This window comes from Mycobacterium pinniadriaticum, assembly GCF_026242045.1.
Classification (GTDB): Bacteria; Actinomycetota; Actinomycetes; order Mycobacteriales; family Mycobacteriaceae; genus Mycobacterium; species Mycobacterium pinniadriaticum.
The window spans coordinates 1-20,068 of record NZ_JAPJDO010000065.1 but is presented as its reverse complement, the minus strand read 5'-3'; the positions used below and the strand labels follow the sequence as shown (position 1 = coordinate 20,068).

General features: G+C 66.6%; 23 protein-coding genes and 2 pseudogenes. 12 read left to right on the top strand and 13 right to left on the bottom strand.

Annotated features, from left to right (window positions below):
• The first annotated feature begins 152 nt into the window (after window positions 1-152).
• Window positions 153-359: an antitoxin gene (locus ORI27_RS31740; protein ID WP_266001167.1), complete on the top strand. Its 207-nt coding sequence runs from the start codon at window positions 153-155 to the stop codon at window positions 357-359.
• Between the two features lie 3 nt (window positions 360-362).
• Window positions 363-809, top strand: a complete 447-nt coding sequence (locus ORI27_RS31735; RefSeq protein WP_266001168.1) for a type II toxin-antitoxin system Rv0910 family toxin — start codon at window positions 363-365, stop codon at window positions 807-809.
• An 18-nt stretch (window positions 810-827) separates the two neighbouring features.
• Here the strand turns inward: ORI27_RS31735 and ORI27_RS31730 are convergent, their stop codons facing one another.
• On the bottom strand, window positions 828-1,211 hold the full coding sequence (locus tag ORI27_RS31730) for a hypothetical protein (RefSeq protein WP_266001169.1): 384 nt from the start codon (window positions 1,209-1,211) through the stop codon (window positions 828-830).
• 143 nt (window positions 1,212-1,354) lie between these two features.
• On the opposite strand from ORI27_RS31730, the gene ORI27_RS31725 reads away from it, so the two are divergent.
• A complete protein-coding gene (locus ORI27_RS31725) occupies window positions 1,355-1,579 on the top strand; it encodes a three-helix bundle dimerization domain-containing protein (RefSeq protein WP_266001170.1) in 225 nt (74 codons plus the stop codon).
• Between the two features lie 83 nt (window positions 1,580-1,662).
• Window positions 1,663-1,821 (top strand): annotated as a pseudogene (locus ORI27_RS31720) (IS3 family transposase); the annotation flags it as partial.
• Between the two features lie 63 nt (window positions 1,822-1,884).
• Here the strand turns inward: ORI27_RS31720 and ORI27_RS31715 are convergent.
• Window positions 1,885-2,091, bottom strand: a complete 207-nt coding sequence (locus tag ORI27_RS31715) for a Cif family virulence factor (RefSeq protein WP_266001172.1) — start codon at window positions 2,089-2,091, stop codon at window positions 1,885-1,887.
• A gap of 38 nt (window positions 2,092-2,129) precedes the next feature.
• Window positions 2,130-3,149: an NAD-dependent epimerase/dehydratase family protein gene (locus ORI27_RS31710; RefSeq protein ID WP_266001173.1), complete on the bottom strand. Its 1,020-nt coding sequence runs from the start codon at window positions 3,147-3,149 to the stop codon at window positions 2,130-2,132.
• Between the two features lie 83 nt (window positions 3,150-3,232).
• Here ORI27_RS31710 and ORI27_RS31705 point away from each other — a divergent pair, with 83 nt between their 5' ends.
• Window positions 3,233-3,694 (top strand): MarR family winged helix-turn-helix transcriptional regulator, encoded by a 462-nt coding sequence (locus ORI27_RS31705; protein ID WP_266001174.1) that lies wholly within the window; start codon window positions 3,233-3,235, stop codon window positions 3,692-3,694.
• 88 nt (window positions 3,695-3,782) lie between these two features.
• Here ORI27_RS31705 and ORI27_RS31700 read toward each other — a convergent pair whose 3' ends face one another.
• Together ORI27_RS31700 and ORI27_RS31695 are read right to left on the bottom strand one after the other, a co-directional pair.
• Window positions 3,783-5,351, bottom strand: a complete 1,569-nt coding sequence (locus ORI27_RS31700; RefSeq protein ID WP_266001175.1) for a GAF domain-containing sensor histidine kinase — start codon at window positions 5,349-5,351, stop codon at window positions 3,783-3,785.
• Window positions 5,344-5,985, bottom strand: a complete 642-nt coding sequence (locus ORI27_RS31695; RefSeq protein ID WP_266001176.1) for a response regulator — start codon at window positions 5,983-5,985, stop codon at window positions 5,344-5,346. Before ORI27_RS31695 ends, ORI27_RS31700 begins: the two co-directional genes overlap by 8 nt.
• 259 nt (window positions 5,986-6,244) lie before the next feature.
• Between ORI27_RS31695 and ORI27_RS31690 the strand changes: the two genes are divergently transcribed.
• Window positions 6,245-7,144 carry an amidohydrolase family protein gene (locus ORI27_RS31690; RefSeq protein ID WP_266001177.1) on the top strand — a complete coding sequence of 300 codons (900 nt, stop codon included), beginning with the start codon at window positions 6,245-6,247 and terminating at the stop codon, window positions 7,142-7,144.
• On the opposite strand, the gene ORI27_RS31685 is transcribed toward ORI27_RS31690, so the two are convergent.
• Window positions 7,119-8,837 (bottom strand): NAD-binding protein, encoded by a 1,719-nt coding sequence (locus ORI27_RS31685; protein ID WP_266001178.1) that lies wholly within the window; start codon window positions 8,835-8,837, stop codon window positions 7,119-7,121. The two genes, ORI27_RS31690 and ORI27_RS31685, sit on opposite strands and share 26 nt — an antisense overlap.
• Window positions 8,838-8,886: 49 nt before the next feature.
• Here ORI27_RS31685 and ORI27_RS31680 point away from each other — a divergent pair, with 49 nt between their 5' ends.
• Window positions 8,887-9,627 (top strand): 3-keto-5-aminohexanoate cleavage protein, encoded by a 741-nt coding sequence (locus ORI27_RS31680; protein WP_266001179.1) that lies wholly within the window; start codon window positions 8,887-8,889, stop codon window positions 9,625-9,627.
• On the opposite strand, the gene ORI27_RS31675 is transcribed toward ORI27_RS31680, so the two are convergent.
• Entirely contained in the window at window positions 9,617-10,057 is a 441-nt protein-coding gene (locus tag ORI27_RS31675; RefSeq protein WP_266001180.1) for a cupin domain-containing protein, read from the bottom strand. The genes ORI27_RS31680 and ORI27_RS31675 overlap by 11 nt on opposite strands.
• Before the next feature lie 83 nt (window positions 10,058-10,140).
• On the opposite strand from ORI27_RS31675, the gene ORI27_RS31670 reads away from it, so the two are divergent.
• Both ORI27_RS31670 and ORI27_RS31665 read left to right on the top strand, forming a co-directional pair.
• The gene (locus ORI27_RS31670) at window positions 10,141-10,563 is read left to right on the top strand and encodes a hypothetical protein (protein WP_266001181.1); all 423 of its coding nucleotides are present in this window, start codon (window positions 10,141-10,143) and stop codon (window positions 10,561-10,563) included.
• On the top strand, window positions 10,560-11,159 hold the full coding sequence (locus ORI27_RS31665; RefSeq protein ID WP_266001182.1) for a GNAT family N-acetyltransferase: 600 nt from the start codon (window positions 10,560-10,562) through the stop codon (window positions 11,157-11,159). Before ORI27_RS31670 ends, ORI27_RS31665 begins: the two co-directional genes overlap by 4 nt.
• A 46-nt stretch (window positions 11,160-11,205) precedes the next feature.
• Here the strand turns inward: ORI27_RS31665 and ORI27_RS31660 are convergent, their stop codons facing one another.
• Window positions 11,206-11,655 (bottom strand): Hsp20/alpha crystallin family protein, encoded by a 450-nt coding sequence (locus ORI27_RS31660; RefSeq protein WP_266001183.1) that lies wholly within the window; start codon window positions 11,653-11,655, stop codon window positions 11,206-11,208.
• 194 nt (window positions 11,656-11,849) lie between these two features.
• On the opposite strand from ORI27_RS31660, the gene ORI27_RS31655 reads away from it, so the two are divergent.
• Window positions 11,850-12,437: an LpqN/LpqT family lipoprotein gene (locus tag ORI27_RS31655; protein ID WP_266001184.1), complete on the top strand. Its 588-nt coding sequence runs from the start codon at window positions 11,850-11,852 to the stop codon at window positions 12,435-12,437.
• Here the strand turns inward: ORI27_RS31655 and ORI27_RS31650 are convergent.
• From ORI27_RS31650 to ORI27_RS31640, 3 genes are read right to left on the bottom strand one after another with little or no spacing between them, the layout of a single operon-like run.
• A complete protein-coding gene (locus tag ORI27_RS31650; RefSeq protein ID WP_266001185.1) occupies window positions 12,430-13,386 on the bottom strand; it encodes a winged helix-turn-helix transcriptional regulator in 957 nt (318 codons plus the stop codon). The genes ORI27_RS31655 and ORI27_RS31650 overlap by 8 nt on opposite strands.
• Window positions 13,386-14,939, bottom strand: a complete 1,554-nt coding sequence (locus tag ORI27_RS31645; protein ID WP_266001186.1) for a carotenoid oxygenase family protein — start codon at window positions 14,937-14,939, stop codon at window positions 13,386-13,388. The genes ORI27_RS31650 and ORI27_RS31645 overlap by 1 nt, the downstream gene beginning before the upstream one ends.
• Entirely contained in the window at window positions 14,929-16,158 is a 1,230-nt protein-coding gene (locus ORI27_RS31640; protein ID WP_266001187.1) for an acetyl-CoA acetyltransferase, read from the bottom strand. Before ORI27_RS31640 ends, ORI27_RS31645 begins: the two co-directional genes overlap by 11 nt.
• Before the next feature lie 223 nt (window positions 16,159-16,381).
• Between ORI27_RS31640 and ORI27_RS31635 the strand changes: the two genes are divergently transcribed.
• Window positions 16,382-16,903 carry a GAF domain-containing protein gene (locus ORI27_RS31635; protein ID WP_407666510.1) on the top strand — a complete coding sequence of 174 codons (522 nt, stop codon included), beginning with the start codon at window positions 16,382-16,384 and terminating at the stop codon, window positions 16,901-16,903.
• Window positions 16,904-16,964: 61 nt separating this feature from the next.
• Window positions 16,965-18,092, top strand: coding sequence for a GGDEF domain-containing protein (locus ORI27_RS31630; protein WP_266001188.1), 1,128 nt, complete (start codon window positions 16,965-16,967; stop codon window positions 18,090-18,092).
• Here the strand turns inward: ORI27_RS31630 and ORI27_RS31625 are convergent.
• Both ORI27_RS31625 and ORI27_RS31620 read right to left on the bottom strand, forming a co-directional pair.
• Window positions 18,089-18,736, bottom strand: coding sequence for a phosphoribosylanthranilate isomerase (locus ORI27_RS31625; RefSeq protein WP_266001189.1), 648 nt, complete (start codon window positions 18,734-18,736; stop codon window positions 18,089-18,091). The two genes, ORI27_RS31630 and ORI27_RS31625, sit on opposite strands and share 4 nt — an antisense overlap.
• A 176-nt stretch (window positions 18,737-18,912) precedes the next feature.
• Window positions 18,913-19,971 (bottom strand): annotated as a pseudogene (locus ORI27_RS31620) (IS481 family transposase); the annotation flags it as partial.
• Window positions 19,972-20,068 lie beyond the last annotated feature (97 nt).

The following is a 20,068-nucleotide window of genomic DNA, read 5'->3' as shown; positions in this document are numbered from 1 at the left end:
CGCCGGCACAGCTCCGCCGACGGGTTATCGCCCGTCAACTACGAGATCAGGGAATCCAAGACCAAGCCGCAAGCGGCATAAGGAACCCTCCACGATCTCGGGGGAACCCCACACCGGATTGTTCACTGGCGATCGATTCAGGAAGGCGACCGATGGGATTCCTCGACAAAGCCCTCGGCAAGACCAAACAAGTCTTGAGCGAGAATGCCGACAAAGTGGAGCAGGCCATCGACAAGGCCGGTGACATCATCGACGAGAAGACACAGGGCAAGTACTCCGGCACCGTGGGCAAGGTGGCCGACGCCGCCAAGAACATCGTCGAGAAGAACCGCACCGACTCTCCAGACCAGCAAACCTGACCTATGGCGAAGCTCTCGGTATCCGTAGACGTTCCACTCCCCCCAGAGCAGGCCTGGCAGCACGCCTCCGACCTGTCGCGCTACTCCGACTGGCTGACCATCCACCGGGTCTGGCGCTCCAAGCTGCCGGAGACCCTGGACAAAGGCACCGTCGTGGAGTCGATCGTGGAGGTCAAGGGCATGCCCAACCGGGTGACGTGGACGATCGTCCACTTCAAGCCGCCGGAGGCGATGACGCTCAACGGTGCCGGTGTGGGCGGGGTGAAGGTCAAGCTGATCGGAAAAGTCCGGGCGAGCGCCTTGGACGCGGGAGCCTCCGTCGTGACGATGGATGTCCATCTGGGCGGTCCGGCGCTGTTCGGGCCGATCGGCATGATCGTGGCCGGCGCGCTGCGCGGCGATATCAGGGAGTCGCTGAACCGGTTCGTCGCGGTGTTCGCGCCCCAGTAGTCGCCGGCCCCGACCAGATCAGGTCCTGATGATCCGATTCGGGCTGGGGTAGGGGTGGACCCGGGGGGTGCCCGGTCGGGCGGGAGCCATCCCGGCCAGCGGGTGGCGGCCCTGCTCGCTCCTCGCTTTCTCGGCAGCGAGGTACCGCCGTTCCAGTCCCGCGATCAGATCCTGCACCGTGCGGCGCTCACGTTCGGCGGCACGGATCATGCTGCGAATCCGTCGGGTCTGGGTCTGTTCACCACGACGCTGATATCGCTCGAGGGCGCAGCCGTAGGTAGCCAGGTCAGCGTCGAGCTGCTCACACTGGGCCAGCAGCATCGACCGGAGATGCTCGGCCTGAAGGCGATTCGCGGACTCAAGCGTCTGGTCGCCCTTGTTCGCACTGCTCGGTGATGTCACGGCCGAACTGTAGCCGACCTAGGTTCAGTGCGCGCACTGGGTGGAAGACGGCCGGGACCTGCATCTTTTGTTCACCGATCCGACACCCGGCCGTCACCGTCTGTGATGGTGGTGGTTGCGTAGAGGGCGTAAATCGTCCGATGATGTCGGGCGTGGATCGTGCCGAGGAGCAACGTCAGATCGATCAGGTGGTGGACCGCCTGACCGAGTCGTTCCCCTATGTGCCCGATCATGTCATCACCGAAACCGTGGACAGCGTTCACCGCCGATTCGACGACGCACGCATCCGCGAGTTCATCCCGTTGTTCGTGGAGCGCCACTGTCGTGCGCTGTTCCTGTTGCAGCCGGCGGTCGAGATCTCGGTCTAGCTCCGCTATGACGATGCCGCCGGGAGCGAGGCGGAGAGCGAGCAGTGGCCTGACCCCGATCGGTTGCTGGCCGAGGCAAGGACACCCGCGAATGTCTGGGTGGGGTAGTCGAGCGCAGCATCACCGGTGCGCATCTGATCGACGAAAATGGACGCGTGGCCGCTGGGCGCGGCACGTTCTTGACGGTGTTGCGTTGTGACGACCGTCCCGAATTAGCTTGCGGCGCAATGTCCGAAGGGGCGTCGTGCCGCGGCTTCCCCCGCGAAACTGCGGGACGCGGTGTGTCCGCCCCGGCGAAGGCCACGTCAATCGGGTTTCGTGAACTCTCCGAACAGTTCTGCGAAGAATCGCCGCAGAGCCGCTGAGCCGCGTAACACGCCATCGGGTGTGAACAAGGTGGAGTCCTCGTTGTAGTCGGCCATGGTTCCCGCGAGGTCGAGCTTGCCCATGCACTCGAGGTGATGCGCGAGGACGTCCTGGGTTGCGGCAGTTACGAACACGTCGTCGATCATGGTTGTACTCCAGGAGGTCTGGATCAAGAGGTGCTCTGCTAGCCGGACCGGTCCGTCGTGTGGCCAGTCGCGATAGGTGCGGAAGTCATGTCCGCGAGTCCCTGCGCCAGGGCTACGTCGGGGCTGTAGCCGAGGTCGCGGCGGGCGGCGGTGATGTCATAGCTGCGGTCATGGCCCAAGAACGTGACCAGCCAGTTGGTCAGCATCGGCGGCTTGGGCCGGCGCAGCAACCGGGCGCCGCCATCAAGCACAGCTCCCAGGGTCGCTGCGACCCCCAGTGGGACATTGCGCGCCCGGCTCACGTCGACGCCCTGGGTTGCCAACAGTGGCGTCATGAAGTCGCGTATCGACATCGGCGTGCCGTCGGTGACGTAGTAGATGCCGCCAGGTCGACCCCGAGTCAGGGCGAGTTCAGCGGCCGCTGCCAGGTTGTCGACATGGATGAAGTCCATGACGTGGCGACCCCGATCAATCCACGTCCATCCGCCGGCCCGCGCAAGGTCGGCCAGCTCGGTCACCGTGGTCATCCCGGCGCCCCAGATGAACGGCGGGCGCAGCACCACGGTGTCCATCGTGGGTGTAACCGCCGACAGCAGGGCCTGCTCGGTGGCGAGCTTCACGCGGCTGTATGCGGTGTTGGGCCGGCCGTTATCGGTGTCTTCGTCCACCACCGCTGCGCGCTGGCTGCCGCTGGAGACGCTGGCTGCGCTGATCAACACGAACCTGCCGACCCCGGCCGCGGCGGCCGCCTCGTGCAGGGCAACCGTGGGCACGTAGTTGTCGCGGCGAAAGCCGGCGTCTGGACCCCAGAACTCCATGCGGGCCGCACCATGAATGACCGCGTCGCACTCGTTGAGGACATCTGTCCACTCAGCCTGTTCGCCGTTGGGCGCCAGGTCGGCCAGATCGCCCATCACCGGTCGCCCACCGGCGGCCAAAATCAGCTCAGCAGCGCGGCCAGACCGCGCTGACCCCAGCACCTGATGCCCCTCGGTGGCCAGGCGGCGTACCACGTGCTGACCGACGAAGCCACTGCCGCCCGTCACGAAGATCCTCATCGTCCCGACTCCTATCACGCCAAATTGTTTGAGGCCAAAATATTAGGCGGCTTGATATGCTGCCGTCAACAGACAGGAACTCAATGGCCAAAAAGCCCACTGACCAGGCGGATCATCTGCCGGGAGAACTGGCCGACGCCTTCGGCCGTGCGGGCAAATCGGTGGTGCGGGCCTTCGATGAACGCCTCGGCGAGCACGGAGTATCCACACCACGCTCGAAGCTGCTCGCCGAGATTCAGCGAAGCGGTCCGGTGCGGCTGGCTGACCTGGCCCGCGCGGTCGGCATTACCCAGGGCACGGCGTCAACGCTGGTGGAGGCGCTTGTGCGAGATCAGCTCGTGGAGCGAAGCGCCGACACCAACGATCGCCGCGCCATCCGGCTCTCCGTCACCCAGCGCGGCGACAACCAGGCCCGCCGCTGGCTCACCGACTACCTCGACGCAGCGCGGGACATCTTCGCCTGTTTTGACCCCGCCGAACAACGCGCACTCGCACAACTGCTCACCCGACTCGCTGACACCCTCGAAACAGCGCCTGGACAGTAGCCCACACCCAACCTCCGGCGAGAGCAATGTATGAAGTCAGCTCTCCTTGCCGTGGACCAGTTCACGCCGATCCGGTCAGCCCGGAGATTCAATTCAGTGGCAGCGGCACGGACCAGACCAGCCTGGTGCCCCCGCCGGGGCGCGGCACGATGGTGAACTGACCTCCGCATTCGCGGGCGCGCCCGGCCATATTCGCCAGCCCGCTGGGGGTGACGTTCTTGTCGATCCCCACCCCGTCGTCGCTGACACCGATCGTCAGGTTGTCGTCGACGGTGACCGACACGGTCACCGAACGGGCCTGGGCGTGGCGCACCACGTTGCTGATCGCCTCGCGTACCACCGCCTCGGCGTGGTCGGCCAGCGCGGCGTCGACCACCGACAGCGGCCCACTGACGTGCACCGCCGGGCGCACCCCGGAGTCCACGGTCATCTGGGTCACTGCCTGCTCGATTCGCTGACGCAGCCGGGTGACCGACCCGCCGTGCAGATCGAAGATCGCAGTCCGGATCTCCTGCACGACCTCCTGCAGGTCATCGAGGGCGCCGGTGATCCGTCGGGCACTCTCGGCCTGGTCGGCGCTCAGCGCCCCCTGCAACGACAGGCCCACCGCGAACAGTCGCTGGATCACGTGATCGTGCAGGTCGCGGGCGATCCGGTCACGGTCGGTGAGTACGTCGAGTTCGCGCATTCTCCGCTGCGCCGTCGCCAGGTGCAGTGCCAGTCCCGCCTGGGCGGTGAACGCCGCCGCCATGTCCAGCTCCGCCTCGGTGAACTGCTTACCCGCACCCGCCACGCACGCCAGCACGCCGGTGGCGCTGTCGGGTTCGCAGACCGGCAGAATCAGCGCGGCCAGGCCGGTGTCAGCTAGATCGCGGAAATCGCTGATACGCACCGGAATGCAGTCGGTGAACGCCTGGCCCGCCGCCGACCCGGTGATCGGCAACCGCGTGCCCAACAAGTCGGTGCGTGTCGACGCGGTAACCACAAGTTCACCCGAATCGTCGGGCTCGGCGAAGAAACTGAAGTCGCCACCGGTCAAAGCCAGTGCCTTGGAGGCGATTTCGCTATGCACCGCGGACGGGTCATCACCGGCCAGCAGGTCGGTGCTGATGTCGCGGGTCGCTTCGATCCACAGTTGGCGGGTATTCGCCGCCTGGTAGAGCCGGGCATTGTCGATCGCGATGCCCGCCGCGCCGGCCAGTGCCAGCACCAGCACCTCGTCGGCTTCGGTGAACGCCGCCCCGTCCGCCTTCTCGGTCAGGTAGAGGTTGCCGTAGACGTGATCGCGGATCCGGATGGGCACCCCCAGGAAGCTGCGCATCGGCGGGTGGTTGGGGGGAAATCCGATCGACGCCGGATGCTGTGAAAGATCTTCGACGCGAATAACCTTGGGGGTGTTCAGCAGGAGACCCAGCATGCCGTGCCCGGTGGGCAGTGGGCCGATCAATTCGGCTGTTTCCTGGTCGATCCCCTCGAAGATGAACCGCTCCAGCACCGGTTGCGGCTCGGACCCGATCACTCCGACGGCGCCGTAGCGGGCATGTACCAAGCCCATCGCGGTGTGGACCACGGTGTGCAGCTTCTTCTCGAGTTCCAGCCCGGAGGACACCGCCAGCATCGCGTCGATGAGGCCGTTGCGGACGTCGAGGTCAAACATCGCTTTGCCGCATCGTATCGGCGGCGAACAGGGCGGCCTGGGTGCGCCCGCTGAGCCCCAGCTTGGTCAGCAGACGCGAAACATAGTTCTTGACCGTCTTTTCGGCCAGGAACATCCGCTGGCCGATCTCGCGGTTGGTCAACCCCTCGCCGAGCAGTTGCAGCAGTGTGCGCTCAGTGGGTGACAGGTCGCGAAGCCGCTCGTCCTGCTCGGTGTCCTTGCGCAGCCGCGACATCAGAGCGGCGGCGGCCCGGTTGTCCAACAACGACTTTCCCGATCCGACGGTCTTGATCGCCTGGGCCAGCTCCATGCCGCGGATGTCCTTGACCACGTATCCACTGGCGCCGGCCAGGATCGCGTCGAGCATGGTTTGCTCGTCGGTGAACGAAGTCAGTATGAGACAACGCAATTCGGCGTTCATGGCGAGCAGCTCACGGCACAGATCGATACCGCTGCCGTCGGGCAGACGGATGTCGAGCACCGCGACGTCGGGCCGGGCCGCGGGAATGCGGGACCGAGCCTCGACCACCGTTGCGGCTTCGCCGACGACGGTCAGTTCGGGGTCGCCGCTGAGGAGTTCGACCAAGCCGCGCCGAACCACTTCATGGTCGTCAACCAGGAACACCTTGATCACACCGAAGTACAGCCCGCGAGGGTCCCGAGCCGGTAGGGACTTTGGTCCTGAAAACGGCTGACCAACGCCTTGTGGGACGGGGGTCGGAGCTCTCTGGTGCGGCGGCTCGGCGTGCTGGATTGTTATTGGCGAGACCGCGATACGCGATCCTCCCCTGATTGTCGCGCGACGGCACTAGCACCCCACGGCGCGCGTCTTGGGCCGGCGGACGGAGTTTTCTCCGTTCCGCCGGCCCAATCTCCTCTTCTAGACTGCCCCGATGACCGCCAGGTACTCACCCGCCATCGACGTCACCGCGGTCGACGCCGTCGACTTCCACACCCACGTCGAGATCGACGGCACCGGCCACTGCGCCTACGATGACGAACTGGCCGAGGCCACCGGCCGGTACTTCAAGCTCGGCGGGGACTACTTCGCACGGGTCGACGACCTCGCTGAGCGCTATCGGCAGCACAACACCGCGGCGGTCGTGTTCACCATCGACGCGCGCACGGTGTCCGGGCACCGGCCCAACTCGGTGGAGGAACTGATCGAGGGGACGATCCGCAACAATGACGTCCTCATCCCGTTCGGTTCGGTCGACCCCTGGGACTCCGACGCGGTGCGGCGGGTGGGAGAGCTGGCCGCCGGCTACGGCGTGCGGGGATTCAAATTTCATCCGAGCCTGCAGGGGTTCGAACCCAACGACCGCCGGTTCTATCCCCTCTACGAAGCGATCACCGCCGCCGGGGTGCCGGCGCTGTTTCACACCGGCCAGACCGGATTGGGGTCGGCACTGCCCGGTGGGCACGGGATCAAACTGCGCTATTCCGACCCGATGTTGCTCGATGACGTCGCCGCCGACTTCCCCGACCTGACCGTCGTCATGGCCCACCCGGCGGTGCCGTGGATCGATGCCCAGATCTCCATCGCGTCACACAAGGCCAACGTGTTCGTCGACCTGTCCGGCTGGTCACCGAAGTACTTTCCACCGCAGCTGGTTTCGGCGATCGGACGCCAGCTTCGAACGAAGGCCTTATTCGGGACTGACTATCCCTACATCACCCTGGACCGCTGGCTGCGCGATTTCCAGACCCTCGATGTCGATCCCGCGGTGGTCCCACTGATCCTCAAGGAGAACGCACTGCGGGTGCTCAGCCTGTCCTCGTCGGACCGCTGACCGTATTCGGGACGGTGGCCGACTTCCCCTTGCGCAGGGTGTCGAGCAGTTCGCGGTAGGGGCCGACGAGGTAGGCGGTGTCACCCGCCACCAGCTGGGTATCGCGGCGCGGATGCAACCGCAGGGGGGCGGCGTCGCGGCCGATGGCGATCACCCGGGTCTGGGTGGACAGCTCGAACATCCTGATGCCGTCCAGCTCGCTGCCCGGCTGCACCTGTACGCCGCCGACCATGAACGAGCGCTGGCCCACCGAGAAGGTACCCAGTACGTCGAGGCCCATCGCCGCACCGATGAACCACGGGGTGGCCAGGTCAACGGTCGAGCGGACGTATTCGAACTTGAACCGCTTGCCCACCGCCGAGCCCAGTGCCCGGTCGTAGATGCGCAACACGATCGGGATGTCGGGGCGTTGGGCTCCGGGAACTGTTCCCGGGCCCAGCATCTCGCGCAACACGATGCCGGTCTCGATGTTCACCATGTCGTCCTGGGTAAGCACCGCGATCGCGCGGGCCTCGTCGATCCTGGCGGCCTCGAGGGTCTGGCGCAGCGTGGCGTCACCGAAGATGACGGGGAGTCCCAGCTCTGCCGCCGCCGACAGGTAGCGGTTGTCCTCGTTGCGTTCGATCACCGCGACGTCGTGTCCGGCCGCCTTGAGCACCGCGGCCACCTGGATGCCGAACGAGCCGAGCCCGACCACCACGATGTGGCGATGCAGGTGGCGGACCTTCTGCCGGTTGGTGGCCTGGGCCAGCCGCCGCGACAGCAGCACGTCGGCGATCAGGGCCACCACGATCGCCGTGGTGGCGACGCCGGCGAACATCATCACGATGCCCCACAACCGCAACCAGGTCGGCTGCTCGAGGAAGTTGAAGTCACCGTAGCCGACGGTGGCGATGGTCTCGGCGGAAAAATACAGCGCGTCCACCCAGCCCATCCCCGGCTGCTTGTAGGCGAAGCGCAACATGATGGTCGACCCGATCAGCAGCGTCAGCGACGCTCCCAGCGCCCGGTAGAACATCGGGTTGAGGTCATCGCGGAATGCCCGCAGCACGTCGAGCGGGCGGATCAGCATCGGGCGCTCGCGGCGGGCCGACGAGATCGGTTTGGCCGGCTCGATGCCCTGTTCGGTCAGCTCGTGCGCGGTGCCGATCATCGCCGTCCGGTCACCGGGGTGGATCCGGATGTCCCGGCCCGGGCAGGCGATCACCTCTCCCGGGGTGTCCGAGGTCTCCGACCGGATGATGGCGACCGGGGCGAGATCGCCGTACATCTCCCGCAAGGTGCCGTCGCTGGCCGCGGTGGTGCCGGAGACCATGAAGTCGACGCCGGCCACCGAGATGGTGTGGGTCCTGCGCTTGAGCAGGGCCTCGACCACCGAGGGGGCCGCCAGGTCGGCGACATCGAGGATGGCGCCCGGTCCGTTGTTGGCGGCCATCGCCTCGCGCAGCACCGCGTTGGCCAGCCGGGCCACCACCCGCACGTTCGGGTTGGCCTGCCTGGCCAGCAGCGCGATCTCCAGGTTCAGCGCGTCGTCGTCGTCGGCGCAGATCACGGCTTCGGCGGTGGCGATCCCGGCGGCATGGAGATCTTCGGGGGTCTGGGATATCGCCACACTGATCCCGGCGTTGTTGAGCTCGTCGATGATCCGCAGTCCGAGAGCGTCGTCACCGCAGACGATGGTGTGGCCAAGCATGGGGAAACGCTACTTGGGAAACCTCGGCCGTGACGGGTGAGAATGGCACATGCCCTCAGTGCCTCCCGCCCCCTACGTCAAGGCCTGCATCAACGGTGCCCGCACCCCCGACCAGCATCCGGGGCTGCCGGTGTCGCCACCACAACTGGCCGATGCCGCGGTCGCCGCGCATGGCGCCGGAGCACAAGCCGTGCACATGCACCCCAAGACCGAGGACGGGGTGGATTCGTTGGCCCCCGAGACCGTCGCCGCGGCGGTCGACGCCGTCCGGCACGCGCTGCCCGGCCTGCCGCTGGGCGTGACGACCGGGTTCTGGGCGCTACCCGATCCGGAGAAGCGGTTGCGGGCGGTCGAGTCATGGTCGGTGTTGCCCGACTTCGCCTCGGTCAACTGGCATGAGCCGGGCTCGCCGGAGCTGGCGCGGCTGCTGCTGAGCCGGGGTATCGGGGTGGAGATCGGCATCTTCCACGCCGACGCCGCCGAGCAGTGGGCACGCTCGGAGGTGGCGCCGCACTGTCTTCGGGTGATGATCGAACTGCAGGCCGACGAGGACACCGACACCGCCGACGACCTACTGGCGCGGATCCGCCGCGCCGAGTCGCCGGCACCGATCCTGCTGCACGGACTCGACGCCAGTTGTTGGCCGCTACTGGCGCACGCCGGTGTCCGCGGCCTGCAGACGCGGATCGGGCTGGAGGACACCCTGCTGCTGCCGGACGGCTCGAGCGCACCGGGCAACGCCGAACTGGTCGCGGCCGCGACGGGGATCCTGCGGGAGGTCAGTCAGTAGCGAGAGCGAAGTCGGCGAAGTCGAACCCCGGCACCACCACACAGCTGACGAGCGTCGGCTCGTCGTCGCGGGGCCAGGCCCGCTGCCAATATCCGGGTGGCACCAACACCTGCGGCTGTTCCCCGGCGACGATGTCGGGACCCATCAGAACCGTTGTGGCGCTCTCCTTTTCCGGTCCGACTTCGAGCACCAACGGGCTGCCGCGGTGATGCAGCCACAACTCCGCGCTGCGCACGGTGTGCCACGCCGACTGCTGGCCGGGCATCAGCACGAAGTAGATCGCCGTTCCGGCATTGCGCGACCCGTTGTAGTCCGGGGGCAGCGCCGATTCGCCGATGACGAGCTCGCTGCGCCAGGTCTCGCGGAAGAAGCCGCCTTCGGGGTGAGGTGCCATCTCGAGCTGTCGAACCCAGTCAGGGATATCCGTCATGCGCACAAGACTAGAGATAATCGGTTGCCGGCGAACGTGCTGTCCCACCCGGCGTACTGGACGAAGCGGGTTAGGGTCTGACCATGGCACACCTGCGTGCGGGCTGGTTCGTCGTGCTCTGCGCGGCGGCACTGGCCGTCAGCGCTTGGCTGCCGTGGCTGACGACCTCGGTTGCGGGCGGCGGTCGGGCCAGCGCGATCGGTGGCACGGTCGGCAGCATCGTGCTGCCGCCACGCTTCGGCGCCGGTCAATTGATCGTGCTGCTCGCCTCGGTGCTGATTGTCGCCGGCGCCATGGTGGCCCGGAATCTGTCACCGCGGCTGGCCGCCGCGACGGCGCTGGTGATCTCGGTGCTGGTCGGAGTGCTGACCTACTGGTACTACCACCTCAACGTCAGCCCGCCGGTGTCGGCGGGGTACGGCTTCTACATCGGGGCGGCGTGCGCTGCCGGCGCATTACTGTCGTCGGTGTGGGCATTGGTGTCCACCCTGGTCCGCGGGAAATGAGCCGCTTCGTCGAGCCGGTCACTTTGACCGGCGCGCAATGGGTTTCCCTCGAGCCGCTGCGCGAGGCGCACGGTCCCGAGCTCGCCGAGGCCGCCGCCGACGGCGCCCTCGGCAGCCTGTGGTTCACCAGCGCGCCGTCACCGGAGACCGCCGCGGCCTGGGTGATCGGGATGCAGGCGATGCAGGCCGCCGACGAGGGCGTGACCTACGTGATCCGGCGGCAGAGCGATGGCGTCGTGGTCGGTTCGTCCAGCCTGTTCCACGTCGATGCCGCCAATCGGCGCTTGGAGATCGGCCACACCTGGTATTCGGCCTCAGCGCGGCGCACCGGGGTCAACACCGAGACGAAATTGCTGATGCTCTCGCACGCGTTCGACGAACTCGGTTGTGTGGCTGTGGAGTTCCGCACGCATTTCTTCAATCATGTCAGCCGCACCGCGATCGAACGCCTCGGCGCCAAGCTGGACGGGGTGCTGCGCAGCCACCAACTGCTGGCCGACGGATCGCGGCGCGACACGGTGGTCTACTCCATCCTGGACATCGAATGGCCCGCGGTTCGGAACAACCTCAGGTTTCGGCTCGGCCGCCACGACTGACGGCCGAGCCGAAACTGTCGGCCGGTCTCTACGGATCGGTTGGACCTCAGCCCGCTTCGACGGTGGTCGCCTCGATCGGCGTGCCCGAGCCGGAGCGCGTGACTTCGATACGGCGCGGCTTGGCTCGCTCGGCCAGCGGGATCGTCACCGTCAGCACACCGTTCTCGTAGGTAGCGGAGATCTTCGTCGTGTCGATGCCCTCGCCGAGTGCCAACTGGCGACGGTAGGTGCCGAAGAATCTCTCGCTGGTCAGCCACTGCACCGAGTCCTCGGAGCGGGCCGAGCGGTGCGCGGTCAACGTCAGTGTCCCGTTGTCGACGTTCACATCGATCGAGCCGGGATCGACGCCGGGCAGGTCGGCGGTCAACACGTAGTGATCGTCGACCTTGTACAGGTCCATCGGCATGAACCTGGGGCTGCGATCGGTTCCGGCCTGGCTGGTCAACAGCCCGCGGGTCATGGCGTCAAGATCATTGAACGGATCGAAGCGAAGCACAGCACTCACCTCCTGAATCGCTGAACGCAAGCCCGCCACCCCGGCGGGCAGCTTTCACTGTGCAGCGCCAGATTAGCACTCGACCATCGAGAGTGCTAACACTTTTTTCGCGGGCGGGACCGTCGTCGGTAGGCTGGGCGGGGCTCTTGGGCTGGGCGGGCGAAGGGACGAGATTGCGCAGGACGACGGGACAGGTGTCAGCCGTGTTGGCGGCCGCACTGGTGGTGGCGATCGCGGGTTGTTCGGAAGACGCGAAGCCGACGGCCGTCAAATGCGCCGAGGTGTCGGTACCCCTGGCGGACGTTCCGACTCGAACCGATCAGGAGCCGCGGTTGCGCATACCTGCGCCGCAGGGCTGGGAGCGCACCACCAAGCTGGACTCCGAAACCATCCGCTTCGCCCTCCGCGACGAAGGGCTCACCGAGGAGGGGTTCACTCCCAACGCTGTCGTCACCTTGCAGAAGGTGAGTGCCGACGTGGGCAAGCCGCAGCAGATTCTCGACGCCCAGGACCAACAATTGGTGGCCAAGCTGAAGGTCAAGGACGTGAAGTCCGCCCCGGCGCAGGTGTGTGGCTCGCCGGCCCAGTCCACGACCTATACCGCCCCGGCGATGGGCAAGATCCCGGCTCGCAGCGCGACGTCACTGGCCGTGGTCTACCAGGCCGGCGACGTCAACTACGTCACCACTGTGACAGTGCAGACGATCAAGCCCGACAATCCGACCTATGCTGCGGATTCCGCGGCGATCATCAAGGGATTCCAGGTACTGCCGCCTAAATAGCGACGGTCATGACCTGTCCACCGCTGAGTCGCTCGGCACATCGGTCGCAGGCGAGCTCCCCGGTGAAGTCGGCACCGCAGTCGCGATGGGTCATCACCACCGCCGGGCCTTCGGGTGCCTGAAACCACCACTGCGCCCACTGCAGGGCGGCGGCCAGCACGGGGAAGAACGCCCGGCCCTTGTCGGTCAACAGGTAGGCGGCCCGCTCGGGGCCCGAGCGCTGGGTCGGCGAGGTGATGAACACTCCGATGTTGCAGAAGGTCTGGAGTCGCTCGGCCAGCAAGCTGGGCGGGGCACCAAGCTGGGTCTGAAAATCGGTGAAGCGGGTGGTGCCCAGGAATGCTGCAACCAGAAGTGCTGCAGCCCAACGATTTCCCAGTATGCTCATGGTCTCAGGGAACAGTCCGGCGCGGCGGGTGGTGGCGTCGGACTCCGAACGGCGCCGCGTGGACGCCGCCGGGGCCGAGCGTGTCCAGGTGCCGCTGGGCCCGAGGCTCAGTGCGACTTCCGGGCCGGTGACGACGGCATGGCAGGTGTTGCAGCGCAACAGGGGAGTGAAGTGACAACCGCACGTCTTGTGACGCATCGCGGGCAATGTCTTGTGGTGTCCGGTCACCCAGTTGCGTTCCCATTCCCAGATGGACAACAACGCCGGCCACAACGACCGACCGCGAGCGGTGGTCAGATACTCGGTGCGCGCCCGCGTGGCCGCATGCACCTGTCGGGTCAGCAGCCCATCGCTGACCAGGGTTCGCAGCCGTCCGGTCAGCACCGAATTCGAGATTGGCAGGCGCGCCATGAACTGGCTGTAACGGCTGGCGCCCAGCAGCGCCTGCTGAACGATCAGCAGGTTCCACTCGTCGCCGAGGAGGCCCAGCATCCGTCCGATGGCATTGGGGCTGTCGGGCGCCAAGACGGTGGGCGTCTCGGCGGGTTGGGATTCGGCCACTACAGTCCGATCGCCTCGGCGGCCGAATCGCTGGTATGCCAGCGGCGCAGCGCATCACCGGCCACCCAGGTGGAGTGCGTTCCGCTGGAGATCCGTTCCGGTAGTTGAAGTTTGCAGACCGGCCCGTCCGGCAGTCGGGCGGCGTCGAACACCAGGCAATACGAGGCGTCTGCCGCCATATCGGTGGTCAGGGTGACCAGGTAGCCGTCGTCCTCGGTCCGGCCGCCGACACGTGGTGCCATCGCGGTCTCGCTGCCGTAGACACCGTCGCCGAATGCGTAACGCTGTTCGCTGCCGCTGTGCACATCGTGGCGGACCAGGCCGTCGAACAGGAACCAGCCCGGCTTGCCGGTGGCCGCATAGGTGTAGCGATACGGTTCGCCGAGATGGCCAGGGTTGATCATGCCGAACTCGGTGATGCTGTCGGACAACGGTTCTTCGGTGAGGCCACCGGTGGCCAGGTTCAGCCGCCAGCGGTGCAGCCTGGCCTGCATCCGGTCCAGTGCCAGGAACCGGAACGCCCGCTGCCACTTGGTGCCGGTGCCGTTGTCGCTGGGCTCGGGATCACCCTGGAAGAAGCCGTCCAGGACGATCTCGTCGCCGTCTTCGTAGGCGTTGACGAAGTGCAGCACGTAGGTCGGGTCTGCCTCGAACCATTGGATCTGGGCTCGGAGGGCAGGAGCGGAGCGACCCGGGATTTGGTCGAAGCCGCCGCGACGGGGCAGCACCGCGAACCGGGAGGGCAGGTCCCGGTGGAAGCGGGCGACGTGCAGGTCGCGTTCCAACAGTTCAGGATCCCAGAACAGGGGAAAGTCGTTGAGGATGGCATAGTTTCGGGTGAACGCCATGTCGTGGGGTAGCCGTGGGCCGGGCAGCGGGATGTCGGTGTAGTGCACCAGGTCGTTGTTCGCGTCGACCACCCCGTAGTGCATGTAGGGCGCGGACTTGGCGTAGTTGAAGAACAACATCTCCCCGGTGCGATCGTCGACCTTCGGGTGCGCCGAGACACCCCAGTCGCCGGGGAACCCGCCGTTGAAGGTCTCTTTGCCCAGCGTCTCGGCGGAGTACGGATCCACGCGGTAGAGGTCGCCGCACTGGTAGAAGCTGGTCAGCGCGACGCCACGGTGCACCACCACGTCGGTGCTGGACGAGTCCTTGAGCAACGTGCGCGCGCCCCAGCCGTAGTCCACCTTCGCCAACTGCGGGGGCTCGGCCAGCCCCGGCCACAGCGGGCCACCCGCGGCGTTTTCGGCCTCGAATGCGTCCGTGCGGACAAACCGGTTGCGGTAGAACGCCTTTCCATCGCGGAATCCGACGATATGGAGCATGCCGTCGCCGTCGAACGGGTGGTACGCCTTCAGCGCCGGATGCAGCGGGTTCTCGGTGTTACGCAGATAGACGCCATCCAGATCGGTGGGCAGTTCACCGTCGACGACGGTCAGATCGTCGGCGCGCCACTCGGTGTTCTGCGGCCGCCACGGGCCGGTGCGGTAGGGATGGTCGTCATCCTCGGGCAGGGTGGACAGGAACTTACCGACGATCTCAGTGTCCATCGTCCGCCGATCCGATCACGAAACTGACTGTGGTGGCGGTACTCCCGCCGAAATTCAAGGTGCCGAATCGGCGGGCCCCGCCGACCTGGTAGTCGCCGGCCAGATCGCTGACCTGTTTGGCGGCGTCCAGCATCATCCGGATGCCCGAGGCGCCCACCGGGTGGCCGCCGCCGATGAGGCCGCCGCTGGGGTTGATCGGCAACCGGCCGCCGATTTCGATCTCGCCGTTCTCGATCGCCTTCCACGACTCGCCGGGCCCGGTGAGCCCGACGTGGTCGATGGCGAGGTACTCACTCGGCGTGAAGCAGTCGTGCACCTCGATCCCGTCGAGGTCATCGAGGCCCACACCGGCCCGGCCGAACGCATCGTGCACGGCGGCGCGGACATGCGGCAGCACATAGGGGTTGGCGGCGTCGCGGTCGAGTTTCTGCCGCAATCCCAGCCCCACCGTGCGGTGCCCCCAGCCCTCGATCAGCCCGATCGGGCGCACGCCAGGGTGATCACTCAAGAAGTCGTCGTTGACCAGCACGATGCCGGCCCCGCCATCGGTCATCTGGCTGCAGTCGTAACGGCGGATTCGCCCCTCCACGGGTGGGTTGACGGTGTCGTCGTCGCCGTGTGACCGCAGATCGGGGACCTGCCAATCCCGGGTCTGGGCGTTGGGGTTGCGCTTCGCGTTGCCGAAGTTCAGCGCGGCGATCGCATGCAGGTGAGCATCGTCGATGCCGAAGCGGCGGTCATACTCGTCGGCGACCTCGTCGAACATCGACGGCCAGAGGAACGTGGCCCCCGCACCCTCATGGCCCGTCCAGGCCGCGGCGCCGAGGTGGGCTGCCGCGGTGTCGCCGGGCACTGTCTTCTCCAACTCCATACCCACGACGAGCGCGGTGCGGTAGTTGCCGGCGCGCAGATCGGCCATCGCCGCCAGTGCGGCCACGCTGCCCGAGGCGCACGCCGCCTCGTGGCGGGTCGCCGGGGTGTCCCACAGACCCTCGTGCACGGTGGCCGGCATGGCGCCGAGGTGGCCTTGGCGGGCGAACATCTCGCCGAAGGCGTTGGCGACGTGCACGACGTCGATGTCGGCGGCGTCGATCATCGACGCAGCCAGGGTGAGGTCGACCACCTCTCTGGTCAGCGCCGCGAAATCGCGGTCTTCCCGGGTGAGGTTTCGGGCGAAATCACTCTGGTAGCCGCCGAGGATCCAGACGTTGCCTGCCACAGCGGAGAAGTTACTACAGCTAAGAGAGTGGCGGGCCGGATTGCGGGGACGGTCCCAAATCCAGGGCGGTCCCGCCGGCTCGCGGTCTGAACCGACAGGACCTCAGCGGGCGTGGGTGTCGACCACCGCGCCCGCCTGCAGCCCAGCATTGCCACAGCTGTGGATCGACAAACGTCGGTGTCGAGGGCGTTACTTTCATCAAGAGGTTGGGAACACCTGCTGGGTGTCCTCGCCCCAGCACGACCTCGCGCAGCGGATGGCCGAGTTGGCCCGGGCGACCGCGCTGCCTCGCGACGTCGACGACGTCCTCGCCGGGGTGACCGCCGCGGCGACGGAGATGATTCCCGGCACCGATACCTGCGGGGTGTTGTTGATCGGCAAGGGCGGAAAGTTCGAATCACTCTTCGGTACATCGGACTTGATCTACGAAATCGACGCGCTGCAGGAGGCGTGCGGTGAAGGACCGTGCGTCGAGGCCGCCGTCGACGAGCTGATCGTGCGCACCGAGGACTTCGCCACCGAGCGGCGCTGGCCCAATTACAGTAGGGCCGTTTGCGAACTCGGGGTCCGCAGCGGGCTGTCGTTCAAGCTCTACACCAGCGCGACCACGGCGGGGGCGTTGAATCTGTTCGGTATGACGCCGCGCGCCTTCGACGGGCAGTCCGAGGCGATCGGCTCGGTGCTGGCCGCCCATGCCGCGTCGGCGATCATCGCCAGCCGGGTGATCGAGACCCGCGGCTCTTAGCCCATCACCGGTAGACACAGCGGTATCGTGGGCCTGGTTTCGGTTGCTCGGGGGGCGTTCAATGCTAGATGCGCTGGAGCGTTGGTGGCACCGGTCGAATCATTACGACTGGTTGAGTGGCTACCTTGCCGACCGGGGCATGCGGGGTGGCGCACGTGCCCTGATGGCGTTCCTGGCTGCCTCGTTTGTGGCGTGTCTGCTGGGGCTGCTCGCGTCCGCTGACGGACCGAGTGGCACCGTGCCCGTCGCGATGACCCTGTTCGCGGTCGGCGGTGGTGTCGCGGGGTCCGTCTTGTTCATCGTCCACTGGCCGTCTCGTCGCGAGTCATTCGCTTTTGCCGTGATCACCAACGCTTCGATCGCGCTGGCCTGCCTGGCCTATCCGCAGCCGTTGCCCTCGGTGGTCGGGTGTATCGCATTCGCCACCATCGGTGCCTATATCGCGTTGTTCCACCTCACCGGATTGGTCCTGTACAACTTCGTCGTCGCGGCCGTTGTCGTGACGGTCGGCGCGGCCAGGGTGGCGGTGTCCGGGCATCCGGTGCTCGCCGCGGTGGATTGGTGGCTGATCATCCAGATCAACATCGCGCTGCCCTTGGCGATCCAGATCCTGGTGCGGGCACTCGGCGTGGATCTGCTTCGCGCCGAACGCGACCCGTTGACGGGGTTGCTCAATCGGCGAACTTTCCACCGTGACACGTCGGGCCTGATCGGGGCGGGCCGCGCCGCCGACGTCCACCTGGTGGTGGCGCTCATCGATCTGGATGGGTTCAAGGCGGTCAATGACCACTACGGGCACGCCGCGGGTGATGAGGCGTTGGTACACGTGGCGCAGGCCATAGCGGAGGCCGCCGGCGACAACGCGGTCGTCGCCCGCAGCGGTGGTGAGGAGTTTCTGGTGGCCACCACGTCACCGACGCCGGACTGTCAGGAGTTGGCGCAGCGGTTGTGCACCGCCGTCGCCGAGTCACCGGCAGGGGTCACCGCGAGCGTCGGCACGACCGCTGTCCGACTGGCCGACACCGAAGGCCCGGACAAGCCGCTGGTCGACCGGCTTGTGGCCACCGCCGACTGGGCGATGTATCGTGCCAAACGCTCCGGGGGCAACGGCTTCCGCCATCAGGACACCGATCCCGTCGGCCGGCGGCCGCCCGACCTCGACGATGGTGTGAGCCAGTCGATCGCCTAGCGCTTCGCGCTCTCGATGAACCGCTTCAGCTCGAGGTGGTCCTTGAAACCGTCGGGGCCCTTGGTGCCGGAGTTCACGTCGACTCCGAAGGGTTTGACTTCCCGGATCGCTTCACCGACATTGTCCGGGTCCAGGCCGCCGGCGAGGATCACCGGGATGGGCAGCCGCTCGACGATCCGAGCGCTGATCGACCAATCGTGGGTTTGTCCGGTACCGCCGATCTGGTCGGTCGCGACATTGATCGTGTCGAGCGCGACGGCGTCGACTGCCTTGACGTATTGCTGTGCGGCGTTGATCGATTGGGCGTCGACGACGTGGATTGCCTTGTAGAGCTTGATATGTGGCAGCCGCCCTTTGATCGTTGCCGCCTGGTGTGGGGTGGTCTCGCCGTGCAGCTGGATTGTGGTCACGCCGATGGATGTCGCCAGCGCGACGATCTCGTCGGCCTCGGCGAGGTGGGTCACCAGAACCGACGAGACGAACGGCGGCAGGGCGGCGACGATCGCCGCGGCGTCGGATGCGTCGAGGAAGTCCGGGGAGTGGTGCTGCTGGCCGACCAGGAAACCGAGCGCGTCGGCGCCGTACTCGACGGCGGCGCGTGCGTCATCGATCCGGCGGACGCCGCAGATCTTCACTCGGATCATCGGGTGTCAGTATGCGTGACCCACGCTGACCGGAGCTGGTTGCCCGGAAATCCCCGGGAAGGAGGAAGGAGAGGGTCATCAGCCTAGGTCATACACATCACAGAGTGCCCCTGTCTGACTTCGGTTGATTGTTGACGGATCTGTTTCGGTTGATCCTTGACACTCGATAGTGGTGGTTAGAGCTCTGTGCTGGTGCGCAGGGCCCGTTTGTTTCTTACCGCGCCCGTGCTCTTGCGCGTGGCGGTCTTGACCAGAACGTCGCCGATGTAGAAGCGCAGCAGCTCACCATCGACGTGCACATCACACCGCGACCCCGCGTAGTGGCGGCCCAGGCTGACCTGCTGCCAGGACACACAGACCACCCCGTTGGTGGTCACTCGACGGCTGATCCAGTCCGAGCCGGCCCGTTCGGCCCCGAGCCCCTCCGGCGGTGGCCCCGGCACCGTCGCACCTGCTGCCGAGGTACCCACAGTGAACCGCGAGGCCGGGGTGGCCATCTGCAACGCCTGATGGGGGCGCTCGCTGTTGTAGAACGCCACCCACTCGTCGAAGGCTTGCTGAGCGGCCTTCACGTTGGTGAAAGATCCACTGTTACTGAGGAACTCAATACGAACGGTGCGGTGGAACCGCTCGATCTTGCCGGTGGTCGTCGGTGAGCGCGGCTGGGTCAGCAGGTGATCGATGCCCTGCTCGCGGCAGATCGCGTCGAAGAGCACCTCGACCGGAGGATGGTTGAACCGACCGGTGAACACCTTGCCGTTATCGGTCAAAATCTGTGCCGGCGCCCCATAGGTGGCCAGCGCGCGTCGCAGTCCGTCACAGACCGCGCGGGTGCGTTCTCGGGCCATCACCGTGGCGCACACGCACATCCGGGAATGATCATCGATACCGGTCAACACCTTCGCCGAGGTCCCGTCGGCCAGCGCCACCCCGCCGACGACATCCATCTGCCACAACTCCATCGGTGCGCCGCGTTCCCACCGTTTCCACTTGCGCGAGCGCCGATCCCGCAGGTGCGGATCGATCATCTGTGCCCGCACCAACGCCCGATAGGCCGCCGACTCCGAGGGCACCGGTGACACACCCCGCTTGCCCAGTTCGAACACCAACCGCCGCGGACCCCAGTACGGGCGCGAACGCCGCAGCTCCAACAATGCGGCCTCCACCTGCGCGGGCATCTGGTGCGGACACGACACCGGCCGATGAGACCGATCCGCCAGCTGGGGTTCCCCCGAGATCGTGGAGGGTTCCTTATGCCGCTTGCGGCTTGGTCTTGGATTCCCTGATCTCGTAGTTGACGGGCGATAACCCGTCGGCGGAGCTGTGCCGGCG

Excerpts from the sequence above, each read along its gene's own strand:
- ORI27_RS31710 (WP_266001173.1), bottom strand. The coding sequence starts at position 3,149 with ATGAGGATCTTCGTGACGGGCGGCAGTGGCTTCGTCGGTCAGCACGTG.
- ORI27_RS31705 (WP_266001174.1), top strand. The coding sequence starts at position 3,233 with ATGGCCAAAAAGCCCACTGACCAGGCGGATCATCTGCCGGGAGAACTG.
- ORI27_RS31680 (WP_266001179.1), top strand. The coding sequence starts at position 8,887 with ATGCCCTCAGTGCCTCCCGCCCCCTACGTCAAGGCCTGCATCAACGGT.
- ORI27_RS31725 (WP_266001170.1), top strand. The coding sequence starts at position 1,355 with ATGTCGGGCGTGGATCGTGCCGAGGAGCAACGTCAGATCGATCAGGTG.
- ORI27_RS31735 (WP_266001168.1), top strand. The coding sequence starts at position 363 with ATGGCGAAGCTCTCGGTATCCGTAGACGTTCCACTCCCCCCAGAGCAG.
- ORI27_RS31645 (WP_266001186.1), bottom strand. The coding sequence starts at position 14,939 with ATGGACACTGAGATCGTCGGTAAGTTCCTGTCCACCCTGCCCGAGGAT.
- ORI27_RS31740 (WP_266001167.1), top strand. The coding sequence starts at position 153 with ATGGGATTCCTCGACAAAGCCCTCGGCAAGACCAAACAAGTCTTGAGC.
- ORI27_RS31630 (WP_266001188.1), top strand. The coding sequence starts at position 16,965 with ATGCTAGATGCGCTGGAGCGTTGGTGGCACCGGTCGAATCATTACGAC.
- ORI27_RS31700 (WP_266001175.1), bottom strand. The coding sequence starts at position 5,351 with ATGTTTGACCTCGACGTCCGCAACGGCCTCATCGACGCGATGCTGGCG.
- ORI27_RS31715 (WP_266001172.1), bottom strand. The coding sequence starts at position 2,091 with ATGATCGACGACGTGTTCGTAACTGCCGCAACCCAGGACGTCCTCGCG.
- ORI27_RS31685 (WP_266001178.1), bottom strand. The coding sequence starts at position 8,837 with ATGCTTGGCCACACCATCGTCTGCGGTGACGACGCTCTCGGACTGCGG.
- ORI27_RS31670 (WP_266001181.1), top strand. The coding sequence starts at position 10,141 with ATGGCACACCTGCGTGCGGGCTGGTTCGTCGTGCTCTGCGCGGCGGCA.
- ORI27_RS31665 (WP_266001182.1), top strand. The coding sequence starts at position 10,560 with ATGAGCCGCTTCGTCGAGCCGGTCACTTTGACCGGCGCGCAATGGGTT.
- ORI27_RS31625 (WP_266001189.1), bottom strand. The coding sequence starts at position 18,736 with ATGATCCGAGTGAAGATCTGCGGCGTCCGCCGGATCGATGACGCACGC.
- ORI27_RS31690 (WP_266001177.1), top strand. The coding sequence starts at position 6,245 with ATGACCGCCAGGTACTCACCCGCCATCGACGTCACCGCGGTCGACGCC.
- ORI27_RS31675 (WP_266001180.1), bottom strand. The coding sequence starts at position 10,057 with ATGACGGATATCCCTGACTGGGTTCGACAGCTCGAGATGGCACCTCAC.